At 47.9% G+C, this 23,726-nt stretch carries 20 protein-coding genes and 1 tRNA gene; 10 read left to right on the top strand and 11 right to left on the bottom strand.

From position 1 onward, the window contains the following. Positions 1–50 precede the first annotated feature (50 nt). Together QQ055_RS02010 and QQ055_RS02005 are read right to left on the bottom strand one after the other, a co-directional pair. On the bottom strand, positions 51–5,222 hold the full coding sequence (locus QQ055_RS02010) for a diguanylate cyclase domain-containing protein (protein ID WP_286004144.1): 5,172 nt from the start codon (positions 5,220–5,222) through the stop codon (positions 51–53). Between the two features lie 287 nt (positions 5,223–5,509). Continuing rightward, positions 5,510–6,199, bottom strand: a complete 690-nt coding sequence (locus QQ055_RS02005; RefSeq protein ID WP_286004143.1) for a GUN4 domain-containing protein — start codon at positions 6,197–6,199, stop codon at positions 5,510–5,512. Positions 6,200–6,517: 318 nt separating this feature from the next. Between QQ055_RS02005 and QQ055_RS02000 the strand changes: the two genes are divergently transcribed. From QQ055_RS02000 to QQ055_RS01990, 3 genes are all read left to right on the top strand, one after another. Continuing rightward, positions 6,518–7,198 (top strand): class I SAM-dependent methyltransferase, encoded by a 681-nt coding sequence (locus QQ055_RS02000; protein WP_286004142.1) that lies wholly within the window; start codon positions 6,518–6,520, stop codon positions 7,196–7,198. A gap of 118 nt (positions 7,199–7,316) precedes the next feature. Then, entirely contained in the window at positions 7,317–8,333 is a 1,017-nt protein-coding gene (locus QQ055_RS01995; RefSeq protein WP_286004141.1) for a hypothetical protein, read from the top strand. A gap of 4 nt (positions 8,334–8,337) precedes the next feature. Next, the gene (locus tag QQ055_RS01990) at positions 8,338–11,043 is read left to right on the top strand and encodes a dynamin family protein (protein WP_286004140.1); all 2,706 of its coding nucleotides are present in this window, start codon (positions 8,338–8,340) and stop codon (positions 11,041–11,043) included. A 19-nt stretch (positions 11,044–11,062) separates the two neighbouring features. On the opposite strand, the gene QQ055_RS01985 is transcribed toward QQ055_RS01990, so the two are convergent. The 8 genes from QQ055_RS01985 to QQ055_RS01950 form a co-directional block, all read right to left on the bottom strand. Further along, positions 11,063–11,887: a class I SAM-dependent methyltransferase gene (locus tag QQ055_RS01985; RefSeq protein ID WP_286004139.1), complete on the bottom strand. Its 825-nt coding sequence runs from the start codon at positions 11,885–11,887 to the stop codon at positions 11,063–11,065. 73 nt (positions 11,888–11,960) lie between these two features. Continuing rightward, the gene (locus tag QQ055_RS01980) at positions 11,961–12,599 is read right to left on the bottom strand and encodes a HesA/MoeB/ThiF family protein (RefSeq protein ID WP_286004138.1); all 639 of its coding nucleotides are present in this window, start codon (positions 12,597–12,599) and stop codon (positions 11,961–11,963) included. Continuing rightward, a complete protein-coding gene (locus QQ055_RS01975; RefSeq protein WP_286004137.1) occupies positions 12,596–13,429 on the bottom strand; it encodes a hypothetical protein in 834 nt (277 codons plus the stop codon). Before QQ055_RS01975 ends, QQ055_RS01980 begins: the two co-directional genes overlap by 4 nt. Beyond that, positions 13,426–13,998: a 3'-5' exonuclease gene (locus QQ055_RS01970; RefSeq protein ID WP_286004136.1), complete on the bottom strand. Its 573-nt coding sequence runs from the start codon at positions 13,996–13,998 to the stop codon at positions 13,426–13,428. The genes QQ055_RS01975 and QQ055_RS01970 overlap by 4 nt, the downstream gene beginning before the upstream one ends. A 5-nt stretch (positions 13,999–14,003) precedes the next feature. Beyond that, a complete protein-coding gene (locus tag QQ055_RS01965) occupies positions 14,004–14,852 on the bottom strand; it encodes a GNAT family N-acetyltransferase (RefSeq protein ID WP_286004135.1) in 849 nt (282 codons plus the stop codon). Positions 14,853–15,004: 152 nt separating this feature from the next. Next, positions 15,005–15,589: an RNA 2'-phosphotransferase gene (locus QQ055_RS01960; protein WP_286004134.1), complete on the bottom strand. Its 585-nt coding sequence runs from the start codon at positions 15,587–15,589 to the stop codon at positions 15,005–15,007. Between the two features lie 9 nt (positions 15,590–15,598). Beyond that, positions 15,599–16,264 (bottom strand): deoxyribonuclease V, encoded by a 666-nt coding sequence (nfi, locus tag QQ055_RS01955; RefSeq protein ID WP_286004133.1) that lies wholly within the window; start codon positions 16,262–16,264, stop codon positions 15,599–15,601. 34 nt (positions 16,265–16,298) lie between these two features. Continuing rightward, a tRNA-Lys gene (locus QQ055_RS01950) sits at positions 16,299–16,373 on the bottom strand. Positions 16,374–16,454: 81 nt separating this feature from the next. Between QQ055_RS01950 and QQ055_RS01945 the strand changes: the two genes are divergently transcribed. Next, positions 16,455–17,195, top strand: a complete 741-nt coding sequence (locus tag QQ055_RS01945) for a dienelactone hydrolase family protein (protein WP_286004132.1) — start codon at positions 16,455–16,457, stop codon at positions 17,193–17,195. On the opposite strand, the gene QQ055_RS01940 is transcribed toward QQ055_RS01945, so the two are convergent. After that, positions 17,192–17,818: a hypothetical protein gene (locus tag QQ055_RS01940; protein WP_286004131.1), complete on the bottom strand. Its 627-nt coding sequence runs from the start codon at positions 17,816–17,818 to the stop codon at positions 17,192–17,194. The genes QQ055_RS01945 and QQ055_RS01940 overlap by 4 nt on opposite strands. Before the next feature lie 264 nt (positions 17,819–18,082). Here QQ055_RS01940 and QQ055_RS01935 point away from each other — a divergent pair, with 264 nt between their 5' ends. From QQ055_RS01935 to iscB, 6 genes are all read left to right on the top strand, one after another. Next, positions 18,083–18,451 (top strand): 2Fe-2S iron-sulfur cluster-binding protein, encoded by a 369-nt coding sequence (locus tag QQ055_RS01935; RefSeq protein WP_069966482.1) that lies wholly within the window; start codon positions 18,083–18,085, stop codon positions 18,449–18,451. Beyond that, entirely contained in the window at positions 18,441–18,983 is a 543-nt protein-coding gene (locus tag QQ055_RS01930; protein WP_286004130.1) for a thermonuclease family protein, read from the top strand. The genes QQ055_RS01935 and QQ055_RS01930 overlap by 11 nt, the downstream gene beginning before the upstream one ends. Positions 18,984–19,002: 19 nt before the next feature. Further along, positions 19,003–19,830, top strand: a complete 828-nt coding sequence (locus QQ055_RS01925) for an inositol monophosphatase family protein (protein ID WP_286004129.1) — start codon at positions 19,003–19,005, stop codon at positions 19,828–19,830. Positions 19,831–19,936: 106 nt separating this feature from the next. Next, on the top strand, positions 19,937–20,872 hold the full coding sequence (locus QQ055_RS01920) for a J domain-containing protein (protein ID WP_069966485.1): 936 nt from the start codon (positions 19,937–19,939) through the stop codon (positions 20,870–20,872). Next, a complete protein-coding gene (locus QQ055_RS01915; protein ID WP_286004128.1) occupies positions 20,872–22,146 on the top strand; it encodes an ATP phosphoribosyltransferase regulatory subunit in 1,275 nt (424 codons plus the stop codon). Before QQ055_RS01920 ends, QQ055_RS01915 begins: the two co-directional genes overlap by 1 nt. Before the next feature lie 182 nt (positions 22,147–22,328). Further along, positions 22,329–23,603, top strand: coding sequence for an RNA-guided endonuclease IscB (gene iscB / locus QQ055_RS01910; RefSeq protein WP_286004127.1), 1,275 nt, complete (start codon positions 22,329–22,331; stop codon positions 23,601–23,603). Positions 23,604–23,726: the final 123 nt, after the last annotated feature.

Genomic DNA, 23,726 nt, shown 5'->3' with positions numbered 1-23,726 from the left:
TTATTGAGCGATCCATCGATTCCATTGATATAGCTTAGTCTTGAATTTGTTTAGGAGGTTGATGGCTCGTAAATGCAGTAACGATTGCGCCCTAATGATTTAGCTTGGTATAGCGCGCGATCGGCTTGAGTAATTAGCATCTCCCAAGACGTATCCGAGCGAGGAATCAGACTGGAAATCCCAATACTCAAGGTAATATAAGGAACCAGGCGCGATCGCTCGTAGGGCAGTTGCCGATCTTGCGTGAGATTCCCAACGCGTTTAGCCACTTGAACGGCTCCCCGCACGTCTGTATTGGGTAAAATGATGGCAAACTCTTCGCCGCCATATCGCGCCAGCAAATCGTCTAAGCGTTGGATCGCTTGGCTTAAAAGTTGGGCAACTTGCTTTAAGCATTCATCTCCGGCTTGGTGTCCGTAGTAATCGTTATAGCCTTTAAAGTAATCGATATCGCATAAGAGCAGCCCTAGGGGAAGTTGAGCCAACAGCAGCCGCTGCCATTGCTCTTTTAAATAGGTATCAAAATGCCGCCGATTGGACACTAACGTTAAACCATCTAACGTTACCATTCGATAGAGTTCGCGGTTAACTGCTTCTAATTCGTTGGTGCGTTCGGCTACCTTCATTTCCAATTGATAGGAATAATTTCGCAACTGTTCGTAGAGGCGAGCGTTTTCTAAGGAAATGGCCGCTTGGCAGCAAAGAAAGTTAAGAATTTCGATGCGATCTGTGGTAAAGGCAGCCGCCATCCGATGATTTTCTAAATATAAAATGCCAATCAGCTTTCCCTGATTCAAAATTGGGGTACATAACAAACTTTTGGGTTGCTGTCGTCCGATATAGGCATCCGCTAGTAAGGTAGCTTCTTGCGCGACGCGATCCACGACGAAGGTTTTTAAGTTCCGCTTGACTTTGTAAATGAGGCTAATCGGAACTTCTGTACTTTCATCAACGGGGATGGCTTGCAAAATCTTCGGTTCTTGTCCGAGTTGAGTGACGGCTTCAACGCGCAGACTATCCTCCCAATGTAAGAGCAACACGCATTTGGTAGCCCCGGCTGTGGCGATCGCAATATTGAGTAAGTTCGTCAGTAATTGATTGAGGTGAATTTCGCTAGAAAGAGTTTGCAAGGTTTTGAAAATTGCCCCGCAATCTAAGGCAGCTAAGGCGGGAAGCCCTGGCGAAGCGAGGGGTTGGGTGGTGGGGTGCAAAGGACAAATGGGTTTAGCCAAAAAGTTCGCCGCCCCCGCATTGAGTTGTCTGTGTTGCAGGATGGGTAAAAGGTATTGCGGATATTGACGTTCTAAGCAGTCGGTTTTGGCTTTTGCCCCCCAACGGGCATAGGTGTAATAGGCATCGAGGAGATAATTTTGAGCAATTCTGGGTTTATGCCACTGAAGATAAAATTGGGCGGCGAGTTCGTTGGCGAGGGCGGCTTCTTGAATATAACCGTTGGCGATCGCATTTTGAATGGCGCGATCGTAAGCCTCAATTGCTGCGGTAACTTCTCCTAAAACCCGATGGCGTTCGGCAGCTACCAAGTCATATTTATGCTGAAAGTTCATGGGGGCATGGTGCGCCCAATGGTGGAGTTTAGTTTGGTTGGCGGCAACTTTTTCGAGAATTGACGCTTGGCGATCGCCATTGGCATCAACCGCCAGTTGCACGAGGGAATCGTAGAAATAAAATAACGCGCCAATATACTGACCATTGCTACCATCTAGACAAGGTTCGGTTAATTGGGCATAGCGCAGCGCTTGGGAAGAGTCGCCGAACAGATAGGCAAGCAGCAGTTTATTGAAATAGAGATAGTACAGGGCGGTACGGGCATTTTTTTCCAGAAACAGGGGCAGCATCTGCTGTTCGTTGCAGGCTCTCCCCGTTAACTCGCAGGGGTTTTGGGTTTCGCCCAATAAGTTTAAAACGCCTTGCCAATGAATTTGGTGAGTGCAGAGGGCAACATCTTGGTTAAGGTGTCGCATCTGTTCGGCATAAAATTCCATCTCTTCGGCGAGTTGCACCAACCCCTCACCCGCATAATAGGCGTGATAGCAGTATTTTTCCGCTGCAAGCGCCCCGTGCAACAAATCCCCCGTTTCTAGCCCGATCCCATAGGCTTCCTGAAGCGATTTTAAGGTGTGCCGCAGGGGTTCTTGCCAATGGCGAATCATGAAATTGACTAAAAAAGAAGTCCGTGCGTAAAGCTCTTGGGCAGATAACCTCTCTAAAACGCTGAGGGCTAATTGTCCAAATTCATATCCTGTATTTAAATCTCCCAACCCAGAACATAAAATTAAGCCATAGTTGGCGTAGGCTTTTGCCGATCCGGGTAGATTGCCATAAACCAGGGAGAGATTCACTTCCTTGCAGATGGTTAAAGGCAGCAATTCCGGAAAACAGAGATAGGTGGGTGCATCGATGCTGAGGAGGATGCGGAGGGCAGCTTGGCTGTGGGGATCTTGCATTAACGGCAGATCGATGGCGCTGGCGACGCGGGTTTCGCCTAAATTCTGCGTCACTTCTGCGATCGCGCTTTCCCAGTCTGCGGGGGTGGGAGATTCGGGAAAATCAATCCCCAACTGGTGGAGAACCGATAAAGCAATGGCGATCGCATCTTGCAATTGGTTTTGCGCCACGCACGCCATTATCTGCACTTCATAGGTTTTTACCCGATCGAGAATATCAACGCTTTGAGAGAGCAGCGTTTCTCGCCAAGCATCCATCTGCTGAAAGTTGCCGCACAGATAAGCCGCTTCAATGGCTTCTTCATAAAAAGCGAGGGTTAAACGATAGTGAGTTTGCCAAGCGCGATCGCCGAGCAAGCTCATCCCCACCCTAAAATACTCTAACGCGGCTGCATAGGCGGTTGTTGCCTTGGCTTTGCGTCCCGCCATCAGATTCAGTTGCATTAACTGTTCTCGCTGTTCGGGTTGCGTCAGCAGTTCAACGCCGTAGTTCAAACGGGTGACAATATCAAAAATTTTCTCATCTCGTTCGCCTTCAGCCAGCTTGTCTAAAAGCAGTTGGCTAATTTTCAGGTGATTTTCCTGTCTTTCGCCTTCGGGAATCAGGGCGTAAACGGCTTGTTGCACCCGGTCGTGCAAAAATCGGTAATGGGAAGATAAAGCGGGTTGGGCTAACTCGCTAGAGTCAAGCGCTTCTGGGGAAGCATCCCGACGGGCATCAAACTGATAAACTTCATCGAGGGGAAGAATTAACTCTTCTTGCAAGGCTTCCCGGAGGGCGGCGGAGATTGCGGGGGGTGAGTGTTGGGCAATTCCTGTTAGGGTTTCTAGATCGAACTGGTTCCCCACGCAGGCGGCGATCTTCAAGACTTCTTGGGTGGCGGCGGAGAGTTTCTGCAAGCGCCACCCCAGAAACTCCACAATATTATCGGTTAGGACTTTGGCTTTAATCTGCGTGACGTTACATTGCCAAGATCCGCGATCGCGATCGAAGGTAATAAACCCCTCTCGATGCAAAACTTTGAGAAATTGGATGCTAAAGAAGGGATTACCGTGGGTTTTTTGGTAAACCAGTTGAGTAAGGGGTAGCGCTGTCTCTAGCGAACAACTGAGGGTATCTGCAATCAGTTGATTGAGGTGGGTTGCGCCCAAGTCAGACAAAATCAGAGTATTGAAGTTTACTCCAGCGCTTTGCAAACCAGAGAGCGATCGCATTAACGGATGTGCCGGAAACACCTCGTTATCTCGATAGGCACCCATCAGAAATAAGTAGCGCGTTTCGCCACCCCCTAGCAAGATTTGCATAAGCTGAAGGGAGGCGGCATCCGCCCACTGTAAATCATCGACAAACACCGTTAAAGGATGTTCGGAAGTCGCAAAAACTTGAATAAATTTTTGGAAGAGTCGGTTAAATCGATTTTGGAGGGCACTCCCCGATAATTCAGGTGCGGGCGGTTGTACGCCAATAATTTGTTCGAGTTCTGGAATGATTTCAACCATGACTTGAGCATGTTCGCCCAAAGCAGCAAGCAGCTTATTTTTCCATTGGTTTAATTGAGTGTCGTTTTCGCCGAGTAATTGTCCGATCAAGTCTCGGAAAGCTTGTACAAATCCAGAAAAGGGAATATTACGGTGAAATTGGTCAAATTTGCCTTGAATAAAATAACCGTGCTGGCGGACAATGGGTTTATGAATTTCAGAGATAACGGCAGTTTTGCCAATGCCAGAATATCCCACGACGAGGATCATCTGGGTACTGCCAATGCTAACTAAATCAAAGGCGGTCATCAAGGCTTGAACTTCAACTTCTCGCCCATACAATTTTTCGGGAATGAGAAAGCGATCGCACCGATCTTGTTTTCCGAGTTCAAAGGGTTCAAGGGTTCCCGTTGTTCTGAGTTGCTCTAAGCATTGTTCTAAATCCTGTTTGAGTCCTAAAGCACTCTGATAGCGATCTTCGGCATTTTTTGCCATCAGTTTCAAGACAATTTCAGAGACAATGGGGGGAATTTGGGAGTTCGCGAGATGCGGTGCTGGTGGCTGTTGCGCGAGATGAGCGTGAACTAATTCCATTGGATCTTGCGATTGAAAGGGCAATCGATCCGTGAGGAGTTCGTAAAGCGTGACTCCCAAGGAATAGAGATCGGTGCGATAGTCAACTCCTCGGTTCATGCGCCCGGTTTGTTCTGGCGAAAGATACGCTAGGGTTTCTCCCCAAATATTGGGATTTTGAATTTCTTGAATTTCTTTAGGCAGTTGTGAAGCGATGGCAAAGTCAGTCAGTTTAATGTGGTGCGTTTCTGGATGAATTAAAATATTAGAAGGTTGAATATTTTTGTGAATGACGCGATATCGATAGAGGGCATTCAGAATTTCAGCAAGTTGAATGGCAATCTCCAATCCTGCGGCTACAGAAATGGAATTTGCTTGTCGATACTGCTGGAGCGAAATTCCTCCAAAGTCTTCCATACTTAGGACATATCCCTTTCGGTATGGCTCTAGGCGATAGACTTGTAAGATACCCGGATGATCTAAGGCTTTGGCGATCGCAAACTGGTTGCGGAACTGGAGCAAATCGCTAAACGTGCTGCATTCCCACTTGAGTAATTTAATAATGACCTGACATCCATCCGCCTCGCGCAAAGCACGGTAAACGCATGTTTTAGACGTAGAATGCAGTTGCTCTCGCAAACGGTATCCTGGAATTCGATCGCAAAGGTTTTCTAAAGCATTCGTAGAACCTGTCGATGCATCCATTGCAGTTGGGGCCGGTTATTGAGTTTGCATGAATAGGCACAATTGAAAAATCAAGATCTTCATCAATCTTGAAGGCCTACTGAAGACTTCTCTTTAGATTCCTCACTCACAGGGAACAGTTTATCGAAAAATACAAACTGTAATTCCTAGGATAACCGCCTGTAAAGATAGATACTAGCAATTATTAAGTTTTGTAGTAGATTAGGGAAGAAAAGATTAAGACAGACTGCGACGCCCCCATCTTTTCTTCCCAGAGAAGCCAGTTGATCGAGCGAAAGTGCGATAGTCTAACGCGAGATAGGTTCGCTTTCGCTCAAAGCCGTCCCGACCCAATCGAACAAAGTTGGAATATATTGATTAAACCGCTCTCCCTGCACGTACATCGCATCGATCGTGCAACTCCCGCAACTTTGCGCGGACATCATCGCGGAAATTCGCTGCCAGTCTACTCCCACCCACGGAAAGTGACCGACTGGAGCCTCCGGGGAAGAATTCAACTCGGTCTCAATTAACCAATCATGGGCGATAAAAGTAGGATCGGGTTGGTTTTGGGTTCTCGTCCAGCCCACGCGATCTCCAAAGGCTTTGACGGCGGCGGCTGAATCGGTAGGATGTTGAGAGCGAACCTCAGCCCAAATGCGTTGCTGTACGCTAAAACCAAACTGTCCGTTACTCGCCTCCACCCAGAGTCGATCGAGAGACTGCAAAACCGTGGGGGGAATGTTGGTGGGTGCGGGCGGACTTAAAAAGTCACCCTGTTGATGAATCCAAGGATCTAAAATGCGCCGAGTTTCTGCATCCGCAGCCTGCCAATTTTTGGCTTGCAGGTGCGATCTGAGGACGCTAAAATCTTCTTGGGTCTGCGTTGGGGGAGCGGGTTGGTTAAGAGAAACAACTCTCATGACGGCAACGGTTAGCGATCCGGTGACAATTGCGCTAACAATCAAACCCCATCCTAAAATCTTTAATCTGTGCATAGCGATCTAAGAGTCAAGATAAAAGTCAGCCTCTTCAAAGCGATTTCAGCGATCCCAGAGAGCGTTCTACCGGGTATTTCCGAAACTTTTTGAGGTTAAACCTATGCTGTCTGAGATTTAGGCAGAGTTGCGAAGAGTTTCAAGAACTGAAACGTCCTATCTTTTCCTCAAAGAACAATTTAAACTCCACAGAGGGTTGAAGCCGCGTCATCCTTGAGTTCTCTAGATCGGCGATCGCTCTATCCCTCAAACTTAACCTGAAATCCATGCAACAGATTTGTAGTTAAGCGCCAACTCTAAGGTTAATCTAGCATCCCAATGAACCCGCAATTCTCTCAAAAAATTCAGGCAGATTTTGACCAGATTGCCCAACTACAAACTCTTCGATGGGATCATAATAGTCACTATCACCCTTTTTTACTCAAACAGTTACCTGCTAACTGTCCAAACGTTTTAGAAGTGGGTTGTGGTGGGGGTGAGTTTTCACGCTTGTTGGCTCAACGTGCTGAATCTGTAACCGCAATCGATCTATCGCCTACAATGATAGAAAGAGCAAAACAGAATAGCCTCACCTATCCCCATCTTCACTTTCAGGTGGCTGATATTTTGGAGTGGGAAATACCTGACGAACAGTTTGATGCGATCGCATCCATCGCCACCGTTCACCATATCCCCCTAGAAACCCTTCTCCCCCGCCTGAAAGCTGCATTGAAACCCGGAGGGAAACTGTTAATTCTCGATCTGGTGGAAAACGCCCAATTACAAGACTTTTTACTCGATTTTGTAGCCGTTCCCCTCAACTGGATCTTACAGTTTTGGTACAACCGACGGTTTCGTCCGACTCCAGAGGCGATCGCGCTTTGGCGAGAACACATCCGCACCGATGAGTACCTCACCCTATCCCAAGCGAAACAACTTTACAGCCAATACTTAGAAGGTGCGATCGTTCGCAGACATCTATTTTGGCGCTATTCAATGGTTTGGCAAAAGCCATCTTAAGCCTTGAGCGATCGCGTTTTGGATGGCTTGGTCTAAAGCGGCTGTAGTTCCACTCATTTGCCAAATCCATTGAAGCCTGAGCTAGACTCAAGACGAATACTTAGATAATTTTGATACTATGGCAAACGAGCCGGATCGGACTCAATCTAATGCTGCGATCAATGCAGCAGCAACGACAAAGGTTCATCACGCTCAACTCAGCGATCTACCTCCAAATGTAGAGCGTAGATTATACCAAGGTGGACTTCGACCCGGTGACGCTACAAGGTCTGGAACCGAGGCCCAACAGATGTTAGATAAAATTCCCCCAGGTCAACGAGTGGGGACTAACAGCGAATCTGCGGGAGCAAATACTCAAAACTATCTCAAGGATAAACACGCTAGCCATATTCAACCCCACAGCAAGGGCGGAGCTAGCAGTCCTGATAATCTCAAATGGGAAGATGCTAAAGCTAATATGGCTCGTGGCGATCGCCCTATGAGCCTCCAAGAGCAAGCCCAATTAAATGCAAAGTGGCATTTTGACAATTTATCAGGGGCGTTTAAAGCAGGCTTGAAAGCGGCTCCTGTTGGGGCTGCAATTGGTGCTGTCACCACTGTACCCTTTTCAATGCTGGACAATGCTCTACGGGTAGTCCGGGGCGAAATATCCACAGAAGAAGCGATTTCTCAAACGCTGAAACAGACGACTATTGGGGGTGCCGTTGGGGGAACAACAGCCTTGACGGTCACGACTGTAGCGGCTGCTTGTCCGCCCATTGCGATCGCACTCACCGCCGCTGCTCCCTTGTTGGCTGTGGTGGGGGCGGCGGGAATGGTGGCTGAGTTTTTCAAAATTCTGGACAATCACAAACAAGCAGTTAGAGCCTATTATCAATCTTTAACCCAGCAGGAACTTAACCGCCTACAGGAGATTGAGGATCAACTAATCGACGATCACCACAAAAATCTAGCATTTCTTGCAAAAGCAAAAGAAGTAAATGAAATGCTGACAAATAGACCCCTTGAGCCAGGAACAGAAGGCACATTGAAGCACTACCTGGAGTCGATCGCGATCGCGCAATCATTAGGGCTAACTTCAGATGATAGCCCTTTGCTTCTCAGTTCCCAGCTACCCTTGCTTCCCTCGGAATAACCCTATGATTTTTATCATCCCTTTGATTTTTGGTGCAATTGGTGCAGCAGTTGGGGCTGTCGCTGGGGCGCTGACTACCCATGCGATAGGAGAGAGCGATCGCCAAAAAGCGAAACACCACCGAACGGTGGCGAATGAACTGACTAATAAGTATTCTGCCCTAGAAAAGCGTTATTACGAGCTAGCAGATGAAAGTAAAAAGCAGATTTTTGACCTCACCCGTCAACGCGCATTAGATGAGATTGAGAAAGGCGGCTTGCGTTTAGCTCTGAGGTTACAACATGATTTAATCGAGCTAATGTACGCGATCGATCGCGAACCCACTGAAGCAGCGCTTAAGCAATTTGTGGCAGCAGTCGAATTAACAAATACTGTATTGCGTCAGCTTCAAGCGGAATCAATCCAGATTCCAAGCGATTATTATGCCCGTGTTTTGATTGCTGCGGAAGTAAGAAGGCTTAAGGGCGATCGCCAAAATCAAGAACTGCTAGAAATAACTAACCTAAATTCAGAGGCTTTACCCGTGAAAAAAGTTTACAAGCAAATGTCGGCTCAAGAATTCCAAGCAACTTATACTCAAACACAAGAGCTAGGGAAACGGCTTTTGCAATACTTGCAAGAAATCAACAAAAGCAGCTTACAGGGTGTTGAAGAGGATTTAAAGAAAGCACTGAGCGCTTTAGAAAAGCAAAAATATCAGGTTGCGGTGATTGCAGCAATGAAAGCTGGTAAAAGTACCTTTCTTAATGCTTTGATTGGTGCTGATGTATTGGCGAGTGAAACCGAGTCTTGTACAGTTTGTCGCACTGAAGTCCGTCCAATTGATTCTAGTCAAAATCCTAAACTTCTAGAACATCAAAAAGGTGAACGCAAACCCGTTGTACTAGCTGAAGGAGAACCTGAAGCCATTCAGCAAGTTTTTCTGGAACGGACTCGCCAAATACGAGCAACTCAAAACCAGAATAATACAGAATACTTTGTTCTAGAGCATCCCATTGAAGCCATTAGCAAACTTTCCGCCTTATCTGGCTTTAGGCTCATCGATACGCCGGGGCCAAATGAATGGGAATCAGCTAATTTTAATACAGTGGCTCTCAAGCAGACAACGTTGGAAGTCTTGAGAACTTGCGATGCTATATTGTTTGTTCTGGATTATACCTCATTTAAGGATAATACGAACGAGGAGCTATTAAAGGTTATCAGCGAATCGGGTCGCGAATCTTTGTTAAAGAGTTCTAGCAAAATGTATTTTATTCTTAACAAGATAGACCGAAAATCTGAGCGCGATCGCCCAATTGAAGAGGTTATTCAAGAATTGAATAAAGCGCTGGTAGGCTTTGGAGTACAAGAGCCTAAAATTTATCCAGTCAGTTCCTTACAAGGATTATTAGCTAAACTCATTCAAGAGAAAAAAGCTAGCGATCAACATAAGTCAGATTTCAAGAAGTTTTTCTTGGGTCGATATATTCAAGAAGATGAGGATGGGGAACTGGTTGTTCCTAAAATGAAAGACATTGCTCCCCAAGCCTTATTAGATAGCGGAATTAAAACAATTGAAGATTCTGTCTTACAAACAATTGTCAAAAATTCAGGATGGAATTTACTTGACGATGTTTTAGCTCAATTCAATAAAGTAGCCCAATCTACTGAAGAAGCCATCGCTACTGAAATCAAAGGGTGGAAGATAGCTGTTGAGGAATTACAACAAAAAGAGCGAGATTATCAAATACGCTCTGAGGAATCACAAAAAAAAGTTAGAGATGTAAAAAAGTCCATCGAAAACCAAAAGGAAAAACTTATGAGTAAGTTCGGTGAAGGAATTAATCAATTTGCTGAAACTGCTAAAACTGAAATCAAACTAGAGATTGATAAAATAGAAAAACTCCAAGAAAATCAACCCAGAACTACTAAAAAAAATCAAAACCTACTTGAAAAATTTTTTGAAGTATTTACAAGTGTTCAAGACTTCCTCCAAAATCGTTTAGAAAGCGAGCCTTATAGAATTAGATTAAGTAATTTAGAAAAAGCTCAGGAAGTTAGTCAAATTATTAATCAATACTGTACTCCTTTAATTCAAGGTTTTTGGCTGAATACTCAAGACCAATTAGTTCAAGAGGGAACAGAAATCCGCGAAACATTAGTCAGAGAAATTCAGAGAGATATTCAAGCCGTTTCTAATGAAATTTCAAGTTATTTGGGCGATAGCCTAGAGGTAAATATACAACCCAGTCCGATCCTGTTTCCTAAATTTGAGTTTGCAGGTATAGATGCTAAGGTTCAGCATCAACAAGAAGTGTTTAGTAGATTTCGGAAAGAAACGAGAACCACAGGTTGCTGTTTGTCAGAAGAAGTGTATAAAGTTGAAGTCCCTTATCAAGAAACAATTTCTTATTATGAAATTGATTTAAGAGAAACTTATCAGGCAATTTGTCGAAAAATTGACGAGCAGGTAGTCAGGAATCGGAGACTTTTAGAGCGAATAGTGTTTAAACAAGTTGATGAAGATTTTAATACAGCAAGAAAGCAAATTGATGAGTATATTGGACGATTTCAACGTCTATTTGATGAGTTGTTGAAAGCACGAGCAAAACAGGAAGTAGAAGCAGAGGCGATCGCACTTTTGGAAAATCACCACCTCCAGTCCCAACAGTATCTGGCTGAAGTCACTGCGGCTCAAGAGCAGCTAGAAACTTATCGACCTGTGGGATAAAGATTGGTAGCGGGAATAGCTAGACTTTTCGAGCAATCTGAAACGCTGAAATATAAGATAGCTTCACTTTCTCGCCGCAAGTGTTTTCTAGTTCCTTTCCCAAGGCTTGAAATAACTCCTGTCGCTGCTGAGGTTCTAAGCCAATATAAGGCGAATAAGTCCCCAGCAGTGCCAGGTAATCCTCAATACTATAGGTGACTTCGCACGGCATTTGCTCCGAAACCAGATCGCCAAACTGACCGGAATTGAGGATAATTTGGGCAAACTTGTCTAAACTTTCCTGCTGCTTTTCCGGTGTTTCGTAACCTGCAAGAGAAGGCGCGTAAGTCTGATACACCGCATCCAACGCCTGATAAACTTCATAAGCAGGTTGCAGGCTCATATTCCACAGCAGAATTAGAAAACCCCGATCTCGCAGTGCAGAGGCTGCTTTAGCATAACCGACTTCTGGGGAAACCCAATGAAAAGAAGTCGCTGCAAGGATCGCATCAAAATACCCAGGTTCTAGCGTCCACTCTTCAAAGGTGGTATTGACAATTTCTACATTGGGATAAGGTTTGCAGTTCTCTCGCGCCAGTTGGTAAGCATCTGGACTGGGTTCCAAACAGACCATTGAAAACCCGAATTGAGCAAATGAGGGGGTAGCCGTTCCAGGACCGCAGCCAACCTCTAGAAGCCTTGCACGGTTCGGGAGTTGCGCTAACTCAATCGCACGCTCAACTAACCCTTGCGGATAACGCGGTCTAACGCGGTTATATGCCTGTGCAACCGCACTATACCAAGTTTTTCGCTCTTCAAGGGGTTGATGATTATACCAGCTTCTTTCGGCTTGGGATTGGCTCATGCGCGATCGCTATTCCTACAAACACAGAGTTTAGTTTTGGAGATTTCGGGGACATTAAACCCCATTGAAATCTTTAGAAAATCAGCGATCGCACTGCCAGATCCTTCAAGGTAATCGTAAAATGGCGTTGTTCGCCAGTGGCAATAAACGAGATCATTTCCTCGCTGGCGACGGCTACCGCTAACAGCACCAAATTCCGTGCTAGGGGATAGTCGCAGACATCATCATTGGCATCGGAAGGAACGCGATAAACGGAATTCCAGATAACTTCAGCATAGTCCGCCGATAAGCCAACATGAAGACAGGGAACGCCAGAACGTTCTGCATAATCTTTCAACACTTGGCGAGAGGGACTGTTATCAAATACATCGACAATAAGCTGACTGTTTTTCAACAGCTTCGCCGCATTGTCTGCGGTTAACTCTTGGGTTTCTGCTTCTACCTTTGTCCCAATGGCACGATAGAGTTGGTTTGCCAAAATCTTCGCTTTGAACGCCCCCACATCCGAGCGATAGTAGGGTTGAGTCGAGAGGTTACGTTCCTCAATGCGATCGCGATCGATAACCTTTAGCTTACCAAAACCCGCCCGCGCCAAGTTTTCCGCCAAATTTGCACCTAGCGCTCCCGCACCGCAAAGCGTTACCGGATAAGCTTTCAGCTTTGTCATCGCGGTATGGCTGCGGTAAAGTTGTTCGTGCAGAAACATACTCACCCCTCCTGTTGTTCCATTACCCCAACTAATGATTGCAGATCGAAATCGCGATCGCGCCCGCTTAAACAAATCCCAGAACTCACCACCGTCAAATCCCCTTTGGCGATCGCGCTGGTATGATGGACTCCATCTGTAGTCACCCAGTCAACTGTCCAGTAGTTGCCGCGATCCTGGAATTGCTGTAACTCTCCTCCCCCTCGCTTCAACGCTTGGCGCAAGCGCCGTTCATCTTGTTGGGGTTGAGCAAACCCTTCCGTTTGTTGCGCCACTAACTCGTAGAGCGATCGCATTTCCGGCGTTATCCCCTTAAACTGCAACTCTTCCACTCCCATTAGTTGCTTGAGCGCCGCCTGCAAGCCCTCTGCAATGCTGGGATCGTCGCGGCGGTCGATTTCGTCAAACCAGCAGAAAGCCCCATTCCAGCGCCCAATAACCTGCTCAAACGCGACCCCTTCCGTCACCAAATGCACCACCACAGGCTTCACCTGCTGAAACCGCTGGCGCATATCCGCCTCATTCACCGGATAGGCTAACCAAGTTTGCTCCTGCAAGCGATAACCTAAACGCAAGCGCAACTTTGGAAAATGTTGCAAATAAGCCGCAATTTGGGGTAACTCCGCCTCCTCGGTTAACTGAGCCAGACTTGAATTCACAGGCTGAAAAATTCCCCACCCCTGAAACTGTCGGGGTTGCGGTACAAACGTATGCACCATCCCTGCTACAGAAGTGCGAATTTTCCCCCCTTTAACGCAGGGTGCGAGAAATTGAGTTGATTGCAATTGTGCTTCAGCGCTGGCAATCTGATTTAAGAGTTGGCGGATATCGGTCATCTCTTTAAAGCCTGTCTTCCTAGGATAAATGGCAATAACTTAGCGATATTTCGAGCATCATCAATTCCCCGGTGGTGGGTTCCTTCCAGTTCAATTCCCGTCATTTCCAACGCTTGCGCCATTCCGTAACGTTTGGATAAACCTTGGGCGCTGCTAAACTGTTGCTTGAGATTCACATGGGGAAAAGCGATCGGAAACGGGAGTTGATGATATTTGCTATCCTGCTGAAGCTGCTTGCGATCGTAATCTCCCCAGGAACCAAAGACAGCATTAGGATAGTTTGAAAGCCATTGTTGCAAATGTGCGATCGCTTCCCCATAACTCCGCCCTCCGTCTACCTGTGCTTGGCTAATAGAAGTCAGAGATTGACAAAACTCTGTCAGCACGGGATAGCGTACAGGCTTAATAAAGGTCTGAAACTCGCTAACAACCTTTAAATCCTTGGCTTCCACCATCACCGCACCAATTTCAATCGTTTCCATCTCATGGCGCTTGATGCTGTCGTTGTTGCAGCAAGTCGCCTCCAGATCCAGCACTAAATAATAATCGTATTGGTTTAAGTTCGCCATCTCTCTCACGTCTTGGGAATAAACGCATAGTCGCGCCAGTCGCAGATGGGGCGGTAGCCAATTTGCTGATAAATATGATTAGAGGTTGGGTTGGCTAAGTCGGTAAACAAAAAACAACTGTGACAACCGCGATCTAAAAACTGCTGACTCAACGCTGCTACACAGGCGGTTGCATACCCCTTGCGCCGATACTCTGGCGGCGTATAAACTGGCCCAATACGCGCCGCCTTGGGTAAAGATTGGCTACCACTCGCCCAGGAAACAGGTTTACCATCTTCCCAAAGGTAAATGCTTTGTCGCTTTAAGCCAGAAGTGACGGAGGCTTCCGCATCTTGCAGGACAATTTCGCCAATTTCTGAGGCAAATGTGGTAAACCAATCTAAGAGCAAAGGGCGATCGCCTTCTGTCGCTAATCTCAGATAACCCCCAACCTTCGCCACAGGTTCCACTTGGGTTAGCTGATGAATCCGCAGATCCATTACCCGCCGAGAGGTTTGCTGAGTAAGAGTTTGCCAAATTTCCCGAAAGGCTTCCACCTCTGGAATTAAGCCGCCTGCGCCCGGAAGTTGCACCGGATCGCCCTGCAAATCTTCAGCAATCAGCCTTAAAGCCTCTAAATCTCGGACTTTGGATAGCACCAGCTTATAAGGAGCCGTGCGAATTGCCACCCCTAGAATATGGTTGTGGCGTTTTGCGATCGCCAAATAAGCTGGATCGGGATACCGTTCTGGATAGTGCAACAAGGCGTGCGATATCCCTAACAACAGGTTATGTTCTGCCTCATTCTCTAGCAAATATCCCTGCGCCTCCTGCCAAAATTCCCCAATATCCTCAAAGCGACATAACTTCATCATCTACTCCCCTGAGTACACTCCTTTCCCTCCATCTCCCCATCCTCTTCCCTACTCGGAACTAACTTCCCCCATCCTCTTCCCTACTCGGAACTCGGAACACCGCTACGCGGAAGCAAGCTACGGAACTTTGCACTCCTTCCCCCACTCAGCACTCAGCACTTTCTACTCAGCACTGTCTTCCCACTCAGCACCCTAAGATACTGGGGTGGAACCTCATCAACAAGCCAAACGCCATTATCCGAACGGTAGAACGAAAACCCAGCTTCCTGCATTGCAACCGTATCAATAGCCAAGATTACAGGCTTACCGTGGCGCATTCCCACCTTTTGGGCAGTTTCGACGTTTTCGGATAAATGGACGTGATGGCGGCTCATTTTCAGCAGTCCAGATTGCAAAATGGTGGGGACAGATTTCTCTCCCGTGCCGTGGTAAAGCAGCTCTGGAGGGGTTCGGGGTTCGAGTTGCAAATCTACAGCCACGCTATGCCCCTGGTTAGCGCGAATGCGGGTTTTGGTTTCGTTAAAGGCGAACCGTTGCTTGTCACTAGTCGTCACCACTGTCTCTAATTCGGCGCGAGAAATGGGGAATTGATGGCTAGCACAGGCGGAGAGTAGCGTCTCAACTTCTACCCAACCGCCAGGTGCTAAGGTGAGTCCTAAGCGTTCTGGCGTATGGCGCAGATGCTTGCTGAGGTATTTGCTGATTTTGACTAAATGCGCGTTTTTGCTTTCATTCATGGCGATCGCTTAAGGTTGCAAAGAGACTGGCGTTTTACGCCCTTTAGAAAGCCGATCCGCCTGACGCGTTGTTTCCGGGAGGCGATATTTCGGCGCGCATTTCAGGACAATCTCAATCGCAGTTTCTAAACTGATACGATGTCCAACTGAGACATACACGGGTTTAACGTTCGCCTGGGTGCGAACAACCGCCCCAACGATCTCCCCTGCATCATAAATCGGTTGCCATGCACCGCGTTCTGCCCCTAGCGGTTCGTGTTTTCCGATATAGGGAGTTTTGGCAACGCCAATAGCGGGTAAACCGCTGACAACCCCTAAATGACAGGCAAACCCGCAGCGACGAGGGTGGATGTAGCCATTCCCATCGCACAGCAGAAGATCCGGGGGGCTTTTCAGGCTAGCCAGTGCTTCTAGGATGATGGGGACTTCCCGAAACGCCAGCAACCCCGGAATATAGGAAAATGGCGTTGGGCGACGGATAACGAGGGATTCTTGCATTTGTAGGGAGGGATACCGCAAAACGGCGATCGCCCCACACGCAATGCGATCGCCTTCTTCAAACCCAACATCTACTCCAGCAACGGTTTGCAGTGGCTTAAAGTCGTCTGCCATTACCACCTGTTTGCGGAGTTCTTGTTGAATGGCGATCGCAGCTTCTGGTGTCGTTGGATTCATCAAAAACCTCTACCAACTCACAGGGGCTTAAGATTGGGGGGCGCTGTAGGAGTCAAACCTACTTCATCCAGATTAAAAGTCCGGTGCATCCTCGTTCTGCCAAACGCCCATCTTTCTTTAGGATAATGCATCGTACTACAAGTGTCAAAGATGTACTACAGAATCTAGCTAGAAAGGGGACGAAAACACCGTGCAAATCGAACAAACAGATATCCTGGTTTCCACACCCGATGGACAAATGCCAGCCTTCCTCTGTCGATCCTCTCAGCACAAACGCCAGCCTGCTGTTGTGTTGTTGATGGAAGCCTTTGGCTTAACCGCACATATCCGAGAAATCGCAACGCGAATAGCCAAACAGGGGTATGTGGTACTCTCGCCGGATCTGTATTACCGCGAATTACCTAACAACAAGTTTGGATATGCCGAAGTGGAGTCAGCAATGGCGACAATGTATCGTCTAGATTTCCACCAAGCCGTAGTCAACGATATTCGCGCCACCCTCGCCTATGTTAAATCGCTTCCCGATGTAGAACCCGATCGGATCGGCGTCACGGGTTTCTGTTTGGGAGGCGGATTAACATTTATGTGCGCTTGCCAGTTTTCCAATGAAATTGCTGCGGCTGCACCTTTTTATGGGATGGTTTTGGATGAGTGGATCGAGGCAATGACGGAGATTCAAGTCCCAATGCATTTGTTCTTTGGCGGACGCGATCCGTTTATTCCTCGCGAACGAGTTGAACAAATTGAATCTCGCCTAAAAGCTCTCAATAAAGAATACACCTTGCAGTTTTATCCCGATGCCGATCATGGCTTCTTCTGTCACGAACGCTCCTCTTATAATCCTTCCGCCGCTGAAGATGCGTGGCTAAAGCTGATGCAGTTTTTCCAGCAGCATTTAAAGGAAAAAGGCGATCGCGAAACCTCGGCTTAACCCTTAACAAAGGTAAACGAGCGCTTCACCTGTTCAAATGCCTTTTGATAGGTTGCGTCGTGATTGCCATAATCAATCTTAGAAAACGTTACCGTAACGATCTCAGACCGATCGGGATTAGCAAAGACAAGATGATCATTTTCGTATAAGCCGCTTGATTGAAACGCGATCGCACTTTGTCCAGCCACGGTTGTATCCTGAAAATCGCGAGTAATCGAAAACTGATTGCTCTGTTCTACCCAAGCTCGTAAGGATAAGTTTTGAGGATTCTCAGAAACCGTGATGCTAACATTGGCTGGGTATTCTGCCCCTCCTTCATAAGCACCCGATTTAATTTTTTGGGCATGTTCTTTCGTCCAAATATCCACCGTTGCGAGGGAAGAAGCCGCGCCATTATTAGGTGCAGTCAGCGTCTCATCAATGGTAAATTCATCACTGGGATAACTAAACTGAAAATCAAAGCGATCGCTCTGATAAATCCCGCGTCCATCTGAGATCGAGTTACCGGGAGAATGAACTGGGGGAGTATTAGCAATTGGTTCCTCTGGCTGACAGGCGATCGCACTCGCTGCCACTAAACTGAATAAAAGAAAACGGACTAAACTTTGAGTTTGAGTATTCATTTTAAGATCGAGTCCTCAATCAATGACGATACTGCCGCAATTCTAAATAGCTCAGTTCAGCTCTGGCGTGCTGTTGCGATTTTGGAAACTCAAGATTGAGGAAGAGTTCCAATCCATTGAAACCCACCCTAAAATTCCCGCCTTAACTGTTAGCTTAGAAAAAAGCGTGTATGTTCGTGAATTCAGGATCGTTTGGGGGACCCGATCGCGATCGCAGACTGCTACACTAAACTGTGCAGCAGCATATCTACTCCCTAAACGACGATGCCGCAGACTTACACTGTCCAGATACACGATCGCACCAACGATACTTTCTACACCGTTCAGGTTCCCGAAGACCGCTACATTCTTCATAGCGCCGAAAACCAAGGCGTTGAATTACCCTTCTCTTGTCGTAATGGTGCTTGTACCGCCTGCGCCGTGCGCGTTCTCTCCGGAAAACTCTACCAGCCAGAAGCAATGGGTTTATCGCCCAAACTCCAAGAACAAGGTTACGCCTTACTGTGTGTGAGCTATCCTCGTTCCGACTTAGAAGTTGAAACCCAAGACGAAGACGAAGTTTACGAACTCCAATTTGGTCGTTATTTTGGCAAAGGTAAAGTCAAAGTCGGCTTACCCCTAGATGAAGATTAAACCGATCGGCCATCAGGTGTTCTCCCAGTTACTTGCCTTAATCATCCTCTGCATCGGGTTAGTGGCATGTCAAACCGTAACGCCAGTAGCGGGAACGCCTGTACTGGTTAAACAAGTGGTAAGCGCTCAAACCTTAGAAGTCGTTGATACCAGCCAACCCAACGCCACCCCCAGGCGCGTCAGATTAATTGGCATTGATGCACCTGACTTGCAGCAACTCCCCTGGGGAATAGAGGCACAGAACCAACTGAAAACTTGGATTGGATCTCAACCCATTTTATTAGAATTTGACCAACAAACCCACGATGCCTATCAGCGTCAGTTGGTCTATGTGTGGCAAGATGGAAAATTGCTGAACGAGGAACTGGTGAAAGCGGGATTGGCGATCGCCATTTCGCGTTCTCCCAATACTCAGTATGACCAGCGTCTCGCCGATGCACAAGAATGGGCAAGACTCATGGGTGTAGGAATTTGGAACCCCGAAAACCCCCTACGCTTTACACCTGCTGAATTTCGCCAACGCAACCAATAGAAAACGCTCATCCCGATTTATGGATCGAAATCAATTATTGCAACTTCTGGACATTGCCACCGAAGCCGCCTTAGCCGGAGGAGCCGTTTTACAAAATCATTTGGGAAAATTAGAAGACATTACCGAAAAAGGTCGCCCCGGCGATTTAGTCACCGAAGCAGATAAAGCCGCAGAAGCAACCATCTTAGAAGTGCTGAAGCGTCACGTTCCAGAACACGCCATTCTTGCCGAAGAATCTGGGCAACTGGGCGACTTACACAGCAACCCCTTTCTCTGGGCAATCGATCCCCTCGATGGCACCACCAACTACGCCCATCAATACCCCTTCTTTTCCTGCTCTGTAGGGCTGTTAATTGACGGCGTACCGCAAGTTGGCGTCGTTTTCGATCCCTTCCATAACGAACTCTTTAGAGCCGCTCAGGGCTGCGGTACAACGCGCAATCGCCGTCCCATCAGCGTTTCTCAAACCTCAGAACTCAGTAAAAGCTTATTAGTCACGGGCTTTGCCTACGACCGCCGCGAAACGGCCGATAATAATTACGCCGAATTTTGTTACCTCACTCACCTCACTCAAGGGGTGAGACGCAGCGGATCGGCTTCTATTGACCTAGCTCATGTGGCGTGCGGGCGCTTAGATGGCTATTGGGAGCGCGGTTTATCGCTTTGGGATATCGCCGCCGGAATTGTTCTCGTCAAAGAAGCTGGGGGCAGCGTTACCGCCTACGATGGCGGCCCGATCGAGATCCGTTCGGGAAGAATCTTAGCTACCAATGGTAAAATTCATCAGAGTCTCAGCGATGCGTTAGGAAAAACGCCCGCTCTGTCAACTTGGCCACAATCTCGCTAGAAAAATACGACAACATTTAGGTAGTTCCAGTCAAGCATCGCTAAGTTAAGCGAAGTACACTAGAATCAATCAGCAATAAGAACTTCGGAAGTGGGACGACCTCAAGATGTCATTCCAAATTACACAGGGACTGTTTAGGTTTGATTTTATTGACCATCATGCTGTATTGGGAGTACCCGTAGATGCGGATAGCAAGGAGATCCGCAAGCGGTACATGCTGATTGCAAAAACCCTTCATCCCGATAGCCGCTCTACGGCTAGCGATGAGGATAAACAATTAGCGACTGAAATTCTATCCAAGCTCGTCAATCCAGCTTACGAAAAACTCTCTCAAGATAAAGAACGGGCAGAACACGCGGTATTGCTTCGCTTAAAGGGACAACAGGCTTCGCAGCAGCCCGAAACGATTGAACTCAAAAGCGAACTGTCTCGCACGCTGGCTCATGCACCAGATACTGAAGCAACGTATAAAGAGTCTGTTAAAAAGTTGGCTCAACAACAGTATGAATCGCTCGCTCGAATGCAAGCGATTACGGGCGAATTGAGCGAACTCAATCTGATTTATCTCACCCTGAAGGTGGGGAGAGGCGAAAAACCGACTCAACCGAGAAAGGCACCCTCTGCACCGCCCACGATGACGCGCCCCCCTTCGCCCCCACCCCCTCCCAAGGTGACGCCAGTCGATCAATACTATCGTCGGGCTGAAGAGTTAATGAGTAAAGGGAATTTAGCTCAGGCGATTCTAGAGTTGCGGGATGCACTCAAGCTAGAACCAAGTAATAGCAGTTGCCATAGTTTGCTGGGCGAAATTTACCTCAAACAGAACCAAAGCACGATGGCGAAGGTTCATATTAATCAGGCCTTAAAGCACAATCCCAAAGATCCCAAAGCGCTTGAAGTCCAGAAGAAGATGGAAATTGCCGCCCAAAAAGCCGCGTCAAAAGCAGCAAATTCTGGCAAGTCTGGTGGAAAGTCGAACAAAAAAGGCGATGATGGTGGCATTACCATTTTTGGCATTAAGATTGGCGGCAAGAAAAAGTAATGGTCTATCAATCCCCCGTCGGGGCAAGAGATTTACTACCGTTGGATGTTGCCCAAAAACGCTGGATTGAAAAGCGCTTACAACAGGTTTTTCACCAGTGGGGCTACCACCGGATTATTACTTCGACCCTCGAACGACTAGACACCCTGATGGCAGGTGGAGCGATTGAACGTTCCACGGTTATCCAACTTATTGATACTGAGGATGAACTTTTGGGCTTGCGCCCGGAGGTGACGGCTTCCATTGCGCGAGCGGCAATTATGCATCTCAACGATGCGTCCTACCCGCGACGGCTGTATTACAATGCCAATGTGTTTCGGCGATCGCAGCGCGGCGTTCACGGTCGCCAGCAAGAGTTTTACCAAGCGGGTGTAGAACTGCTGTGCGGGGCGGGAGTGCTGGCTGATGCAGAAATTTTGCTGTTACTTGGCGAGTGCTTGCGTTTCTGCGGGATCGGCACCTGTCATTTAGTCTTAGGAGAAGCAGGCTTAACGCGATCGCTCCTCAATGATTTTCCCCCCCATCTGCGGGAAACCGTGAGAACAGCGATCGCTCATTTAGACCGCACCACCCTCGAAACCCTTCCCCTAGAACCCCAACTGCGCGAACGAGCCTTACAGTTGTTTGATTTGCGCGGGCTTCCGGCGGATGTGTTGCAAAAAGTCTCCCAGCTTTCTCTCGATCCGGCGCAACAGGAAGCGGTGAACAACCTGAAAACGCTGGTGGATCTGCTCCAAGACTTCCACGCCCGCATCCCCAACCCAGACCTTCAAATTATTCTCGATCTGAGCTTAATTCAAACCTTTGATTACTATACGGGGATTGTATTTGAAGTGGTCAGCGGTAGCGAGGCGCGCGTCTTAGGACAAGGCGGACGTTATGACCAACTGCTCGGAACCTATCATCCCCAAGGCAAAACCTACCCTGGAATTGGCTTTTGTCTCAATATAGAAGACTTGCATTACACGCTCCTCAATAGCGATCGCCTCCCTCAACATCTGCCCATTAGCGACTGCATTGTGGCGGCTCAAACCCCCCAAGCCACCGCCGCCGCCTTTGCTTACGCCCATCAACTCCGCAGCAGCCAACCGGAGAACCGCGTAGAAGTGGAACTTGGCCCCGATCGATCCGCCGAAGAAGTTCGCGCGATCGCCCGTCGCCGCCAAATTGCTCAAATCATTTGGGTAAACGCCCAGGGTGAGACGCAAACCGAGCAGATGGAGTCAGCACCCCGCTCTAAAGAGACGGGGCTTCATGCCTCTCCAATAGAATAGCTGACCAGCCTCAGTCTTAACTAACTCCGTTTTTGAGGTCATGACACCTACAAATGCTTTCCAGTTTGTAGCTCTGTCGTTAACGGTTAAACAGTTGAAGCTGGGATGTAGACAGTGCCGTTAGCCCAACAAGCCTTGAAAACTTTGGCGAGGAACCCATTACCCGTTCTACGGAGAATCCAATGTCCAATTTTGTGTTTGTTCTAGACACCAATAAGCAACGGCTCAATCCGGTACATCCGGGAGAGGCTCGGCGCTTACTCAATCAGGGAAAGGCTGCGGTGTTCCGCCAATATCCTTTCACCATCATTTTGAAGCAGGAGGTAAAAGCCGAAGTCCGACCACTACAGCTAAAAATTGACCCAGGCTCAAGAACCACTGGGCTAGCGATTTTGAATGGCTCACAGGTGATCTGGGCAGCGGAGCTTACCCACCGGGGGCAAGCTATCAAAGATGCATTGCTGGGTCGTCGCCAACTGCGGCGGGCAAGGCGCAATCGCAAGACCCGTTACCGCGCCCCTCGGTTTCTCAACCGCGCTCGTGCCGAAGGATGGTTAGCCCCGTCTCTAATGCATCGGGTCAAAACTACCCTGACCTGGGTTAATCGACTGTGCCGTTATGCACCCATTGCAGGTATCTCACAAGAGTTAGTCCGGTTTGATACCCAAGCAATTCAAAACCCTGAAATCAGTGGCACTGAATATCAGCAGGGTACTCTGGCAGGATACGAGGTGAGAGAATATTTGCTAGAGAAGTGGGGACGCAAGTGTGCTTACTGTAAAGCTAAAAATACACCTTTGCAGATAGAGCATATCCAGCCTCGCTCAAAAGGTGGTTCTGATAGAGTCGCCAATCTGACACTGGCTTGTGAGCCATGCAATGGGGCAAAGAGTAATTTACCTGTCCAAGAGTTTTTGTCAGGTAAGCCCGACCTACTGAAGTGCATCTTGGCACAGGCAAAAGCACCGCTTAAGGATGCAGCAGCGGTCAACTCAACCCGATGGGCATTGTTTAAGGCTTTGAAAGGAACAGAGCTACCTGTCACCACTGGCTCAGGAGGACAGACCAAATACAACCGTACCAACTTGGGATTGCCCAAAACCCATTGGCTTGATGCTGCCTGCGTAGGCAAAGTTGAGCAGTTGCAGATTCTCACAACCCAGCCTCTGCTGATTAGGGCAACTGGGCATGGGAGTAGGCAAATGTGTGGCACCAACAAGTATGGCTTTCCAACTCGCCATCGGTCACGAGTGCAAATTCACAAGGGCTTCCAGACGGGTGACATCGTTGTTGCAACGGTTACGGCAGGCAAAAAAATTGGCTCCTACTTAGGACGGGTTCTTTGTCGTGCCTCTGGTAGTTTCGACATAGCCACCAAGACTGGGAGGGTGGCTGGAATCAGCCACAAATATTGCAAACCCATTCACAAAAAAGATGGTTATGCCTATGCATTTTGAAGACTGTAGGCGGCTAAAGCCGCTCTTTGTCGGTTTTCCTCCCCGCTCTGAAGAGACGGGGCTTCCAACCATCCCAGGATCTCTTACGTGAAGAAGAGGTGGGGGGATGGGGGGATGGGGAGG

The organism is Geitlerinema calcuttense NRMC-F 0142 (assembly GCF_030285425.1).
The sequence above is the reverse complement of the archived record's forward strand: the minus strand, read 5'-3'. Positions and strand labels throughout refer to the sequence as shown.

Bases quoted from the DNA above. Each gene is read 5' to 3' on its own strand.
- QQ055_RS02010 (WP_286004144.1), bottom strand. From the start codon at position 5,222: ATGGATGCATCGACAGGTTCTACGAATGCTTTAGAAAACCTTTGCGAT.
- QQ055_RS02005 (WP_286004143.1), bottom strand. From the start codon at position 6,199: ATGCACAGATTAAAGATTTTAGGATGGGGTTTGATTGTTAGCGCAATT.
- QQ055_RS02000 (WP_286004142.1), top strand. From the start codon at position 6,518: ATGAACCCGCAATTCTCTCAAAAAATTCAGGCAGATTTTGACCAGATT.
- QQ055_RS01995 (WP_286004141.1), top strand. From the start codon at position 7,317: ATGGCAAACGAGCCGGATCGGACTCAATCTAATGCTGCGATCAATGCA.
- QQ055_RS01990 (WP_286004140.1), top strand. From the start codon at position 8,338: ATGATTTTTATCATCCCTTTGATTTTTGGTGCAATTGGTGCAGCAGTT.
- QQ055_RS01985 (WP_286004139.1), bottom strand. From the start codon at position 11,887: ATGAGCCAATCCCAAGCCGAAAGAAGCTGGTATAATCATCAACCCCTT.
- QQ055_RS01975 (WP_286004137.1), bottom strand. From the start codon at position 13,429: ATGACCGATATCCGCCAACTCTTAAATCAGATTGCCAGCGCTGAAGCA.
- QQ055_RS01970 (WP_286004136.1), bottom strand. From the start codon at position 13,998: ATGGCGAACTTAAACCAATACGATTATTATTTAGTGCTGGATCTGGAG.
- QQ055_RS01965 (WP_286004135.1), bottom strand. From the start codon at position 14,852: ATGATGAAGTTATGTCGCTTTGAGGATATTGGGGAATTTTGGCAGGAG.
- QQ055_RS01960 (WP_286004134.1), bottom strand. From the start codon at position 15,589: ATGAATGAAAGCAAAAACGCGCATTTAGTCAAAATCAGCAAATACCTC.
- nfi (WP_286004133.1), bottom strand. From the start codon at position 16,264: ATGAATCCAACGACACCAGAAGCTGCGATCGCCATTCAACAAGAACTC.
- QQ055_RS01940 (WP_286004131.1), bottom strand. From the start codon at position 17,818: ATGAATACTCAAACTCAAAGTTTAGTCCGTTTTCTTTTATTCAGTTTA.
- QQ055_RS01935 (WP_069966482.1), top strand. From the start codon at position 18,083: ATGCCGCAGACTTACACTGTCCAGATACACGATCGCACCAACGATACT.
- QQ055_RS01930 (WP_286004130.1), top strand. From the start codon at position 18,441: ATGAAGATTAAACCGATCGGCCATCAGGTGTTCTCCCAGTTACTTGCC.
- QQ055_RS01925 (WP_286004129.1), top strand. From the start codon at position 19,003: ATGGATCGAAATCAATTATTGCAACTTCTGGACATTGCCACCGAAGCC.
- QQ055_RS01920 (WP_069966485.1), top strand. From the start codon at position 19,937: ATGTCATTCCAAATTACACAGGGACTGTTTAGGTTTGATTTTATTGAC.
- QQ055_RS01915 (WP_286004128.1), top strand. From the start codon at position 20,872: ATGGTCTATCAATCCCCCGTCGGGGCAAGAGATTTACTACCGTTGGAT.
- iscB (WP_286004127.1), top strand. From the start codon at position 22,329: ATGTCCAATTTTGTGTTTGTTCTAGACACCAATAAGCAACGGCTCAAT.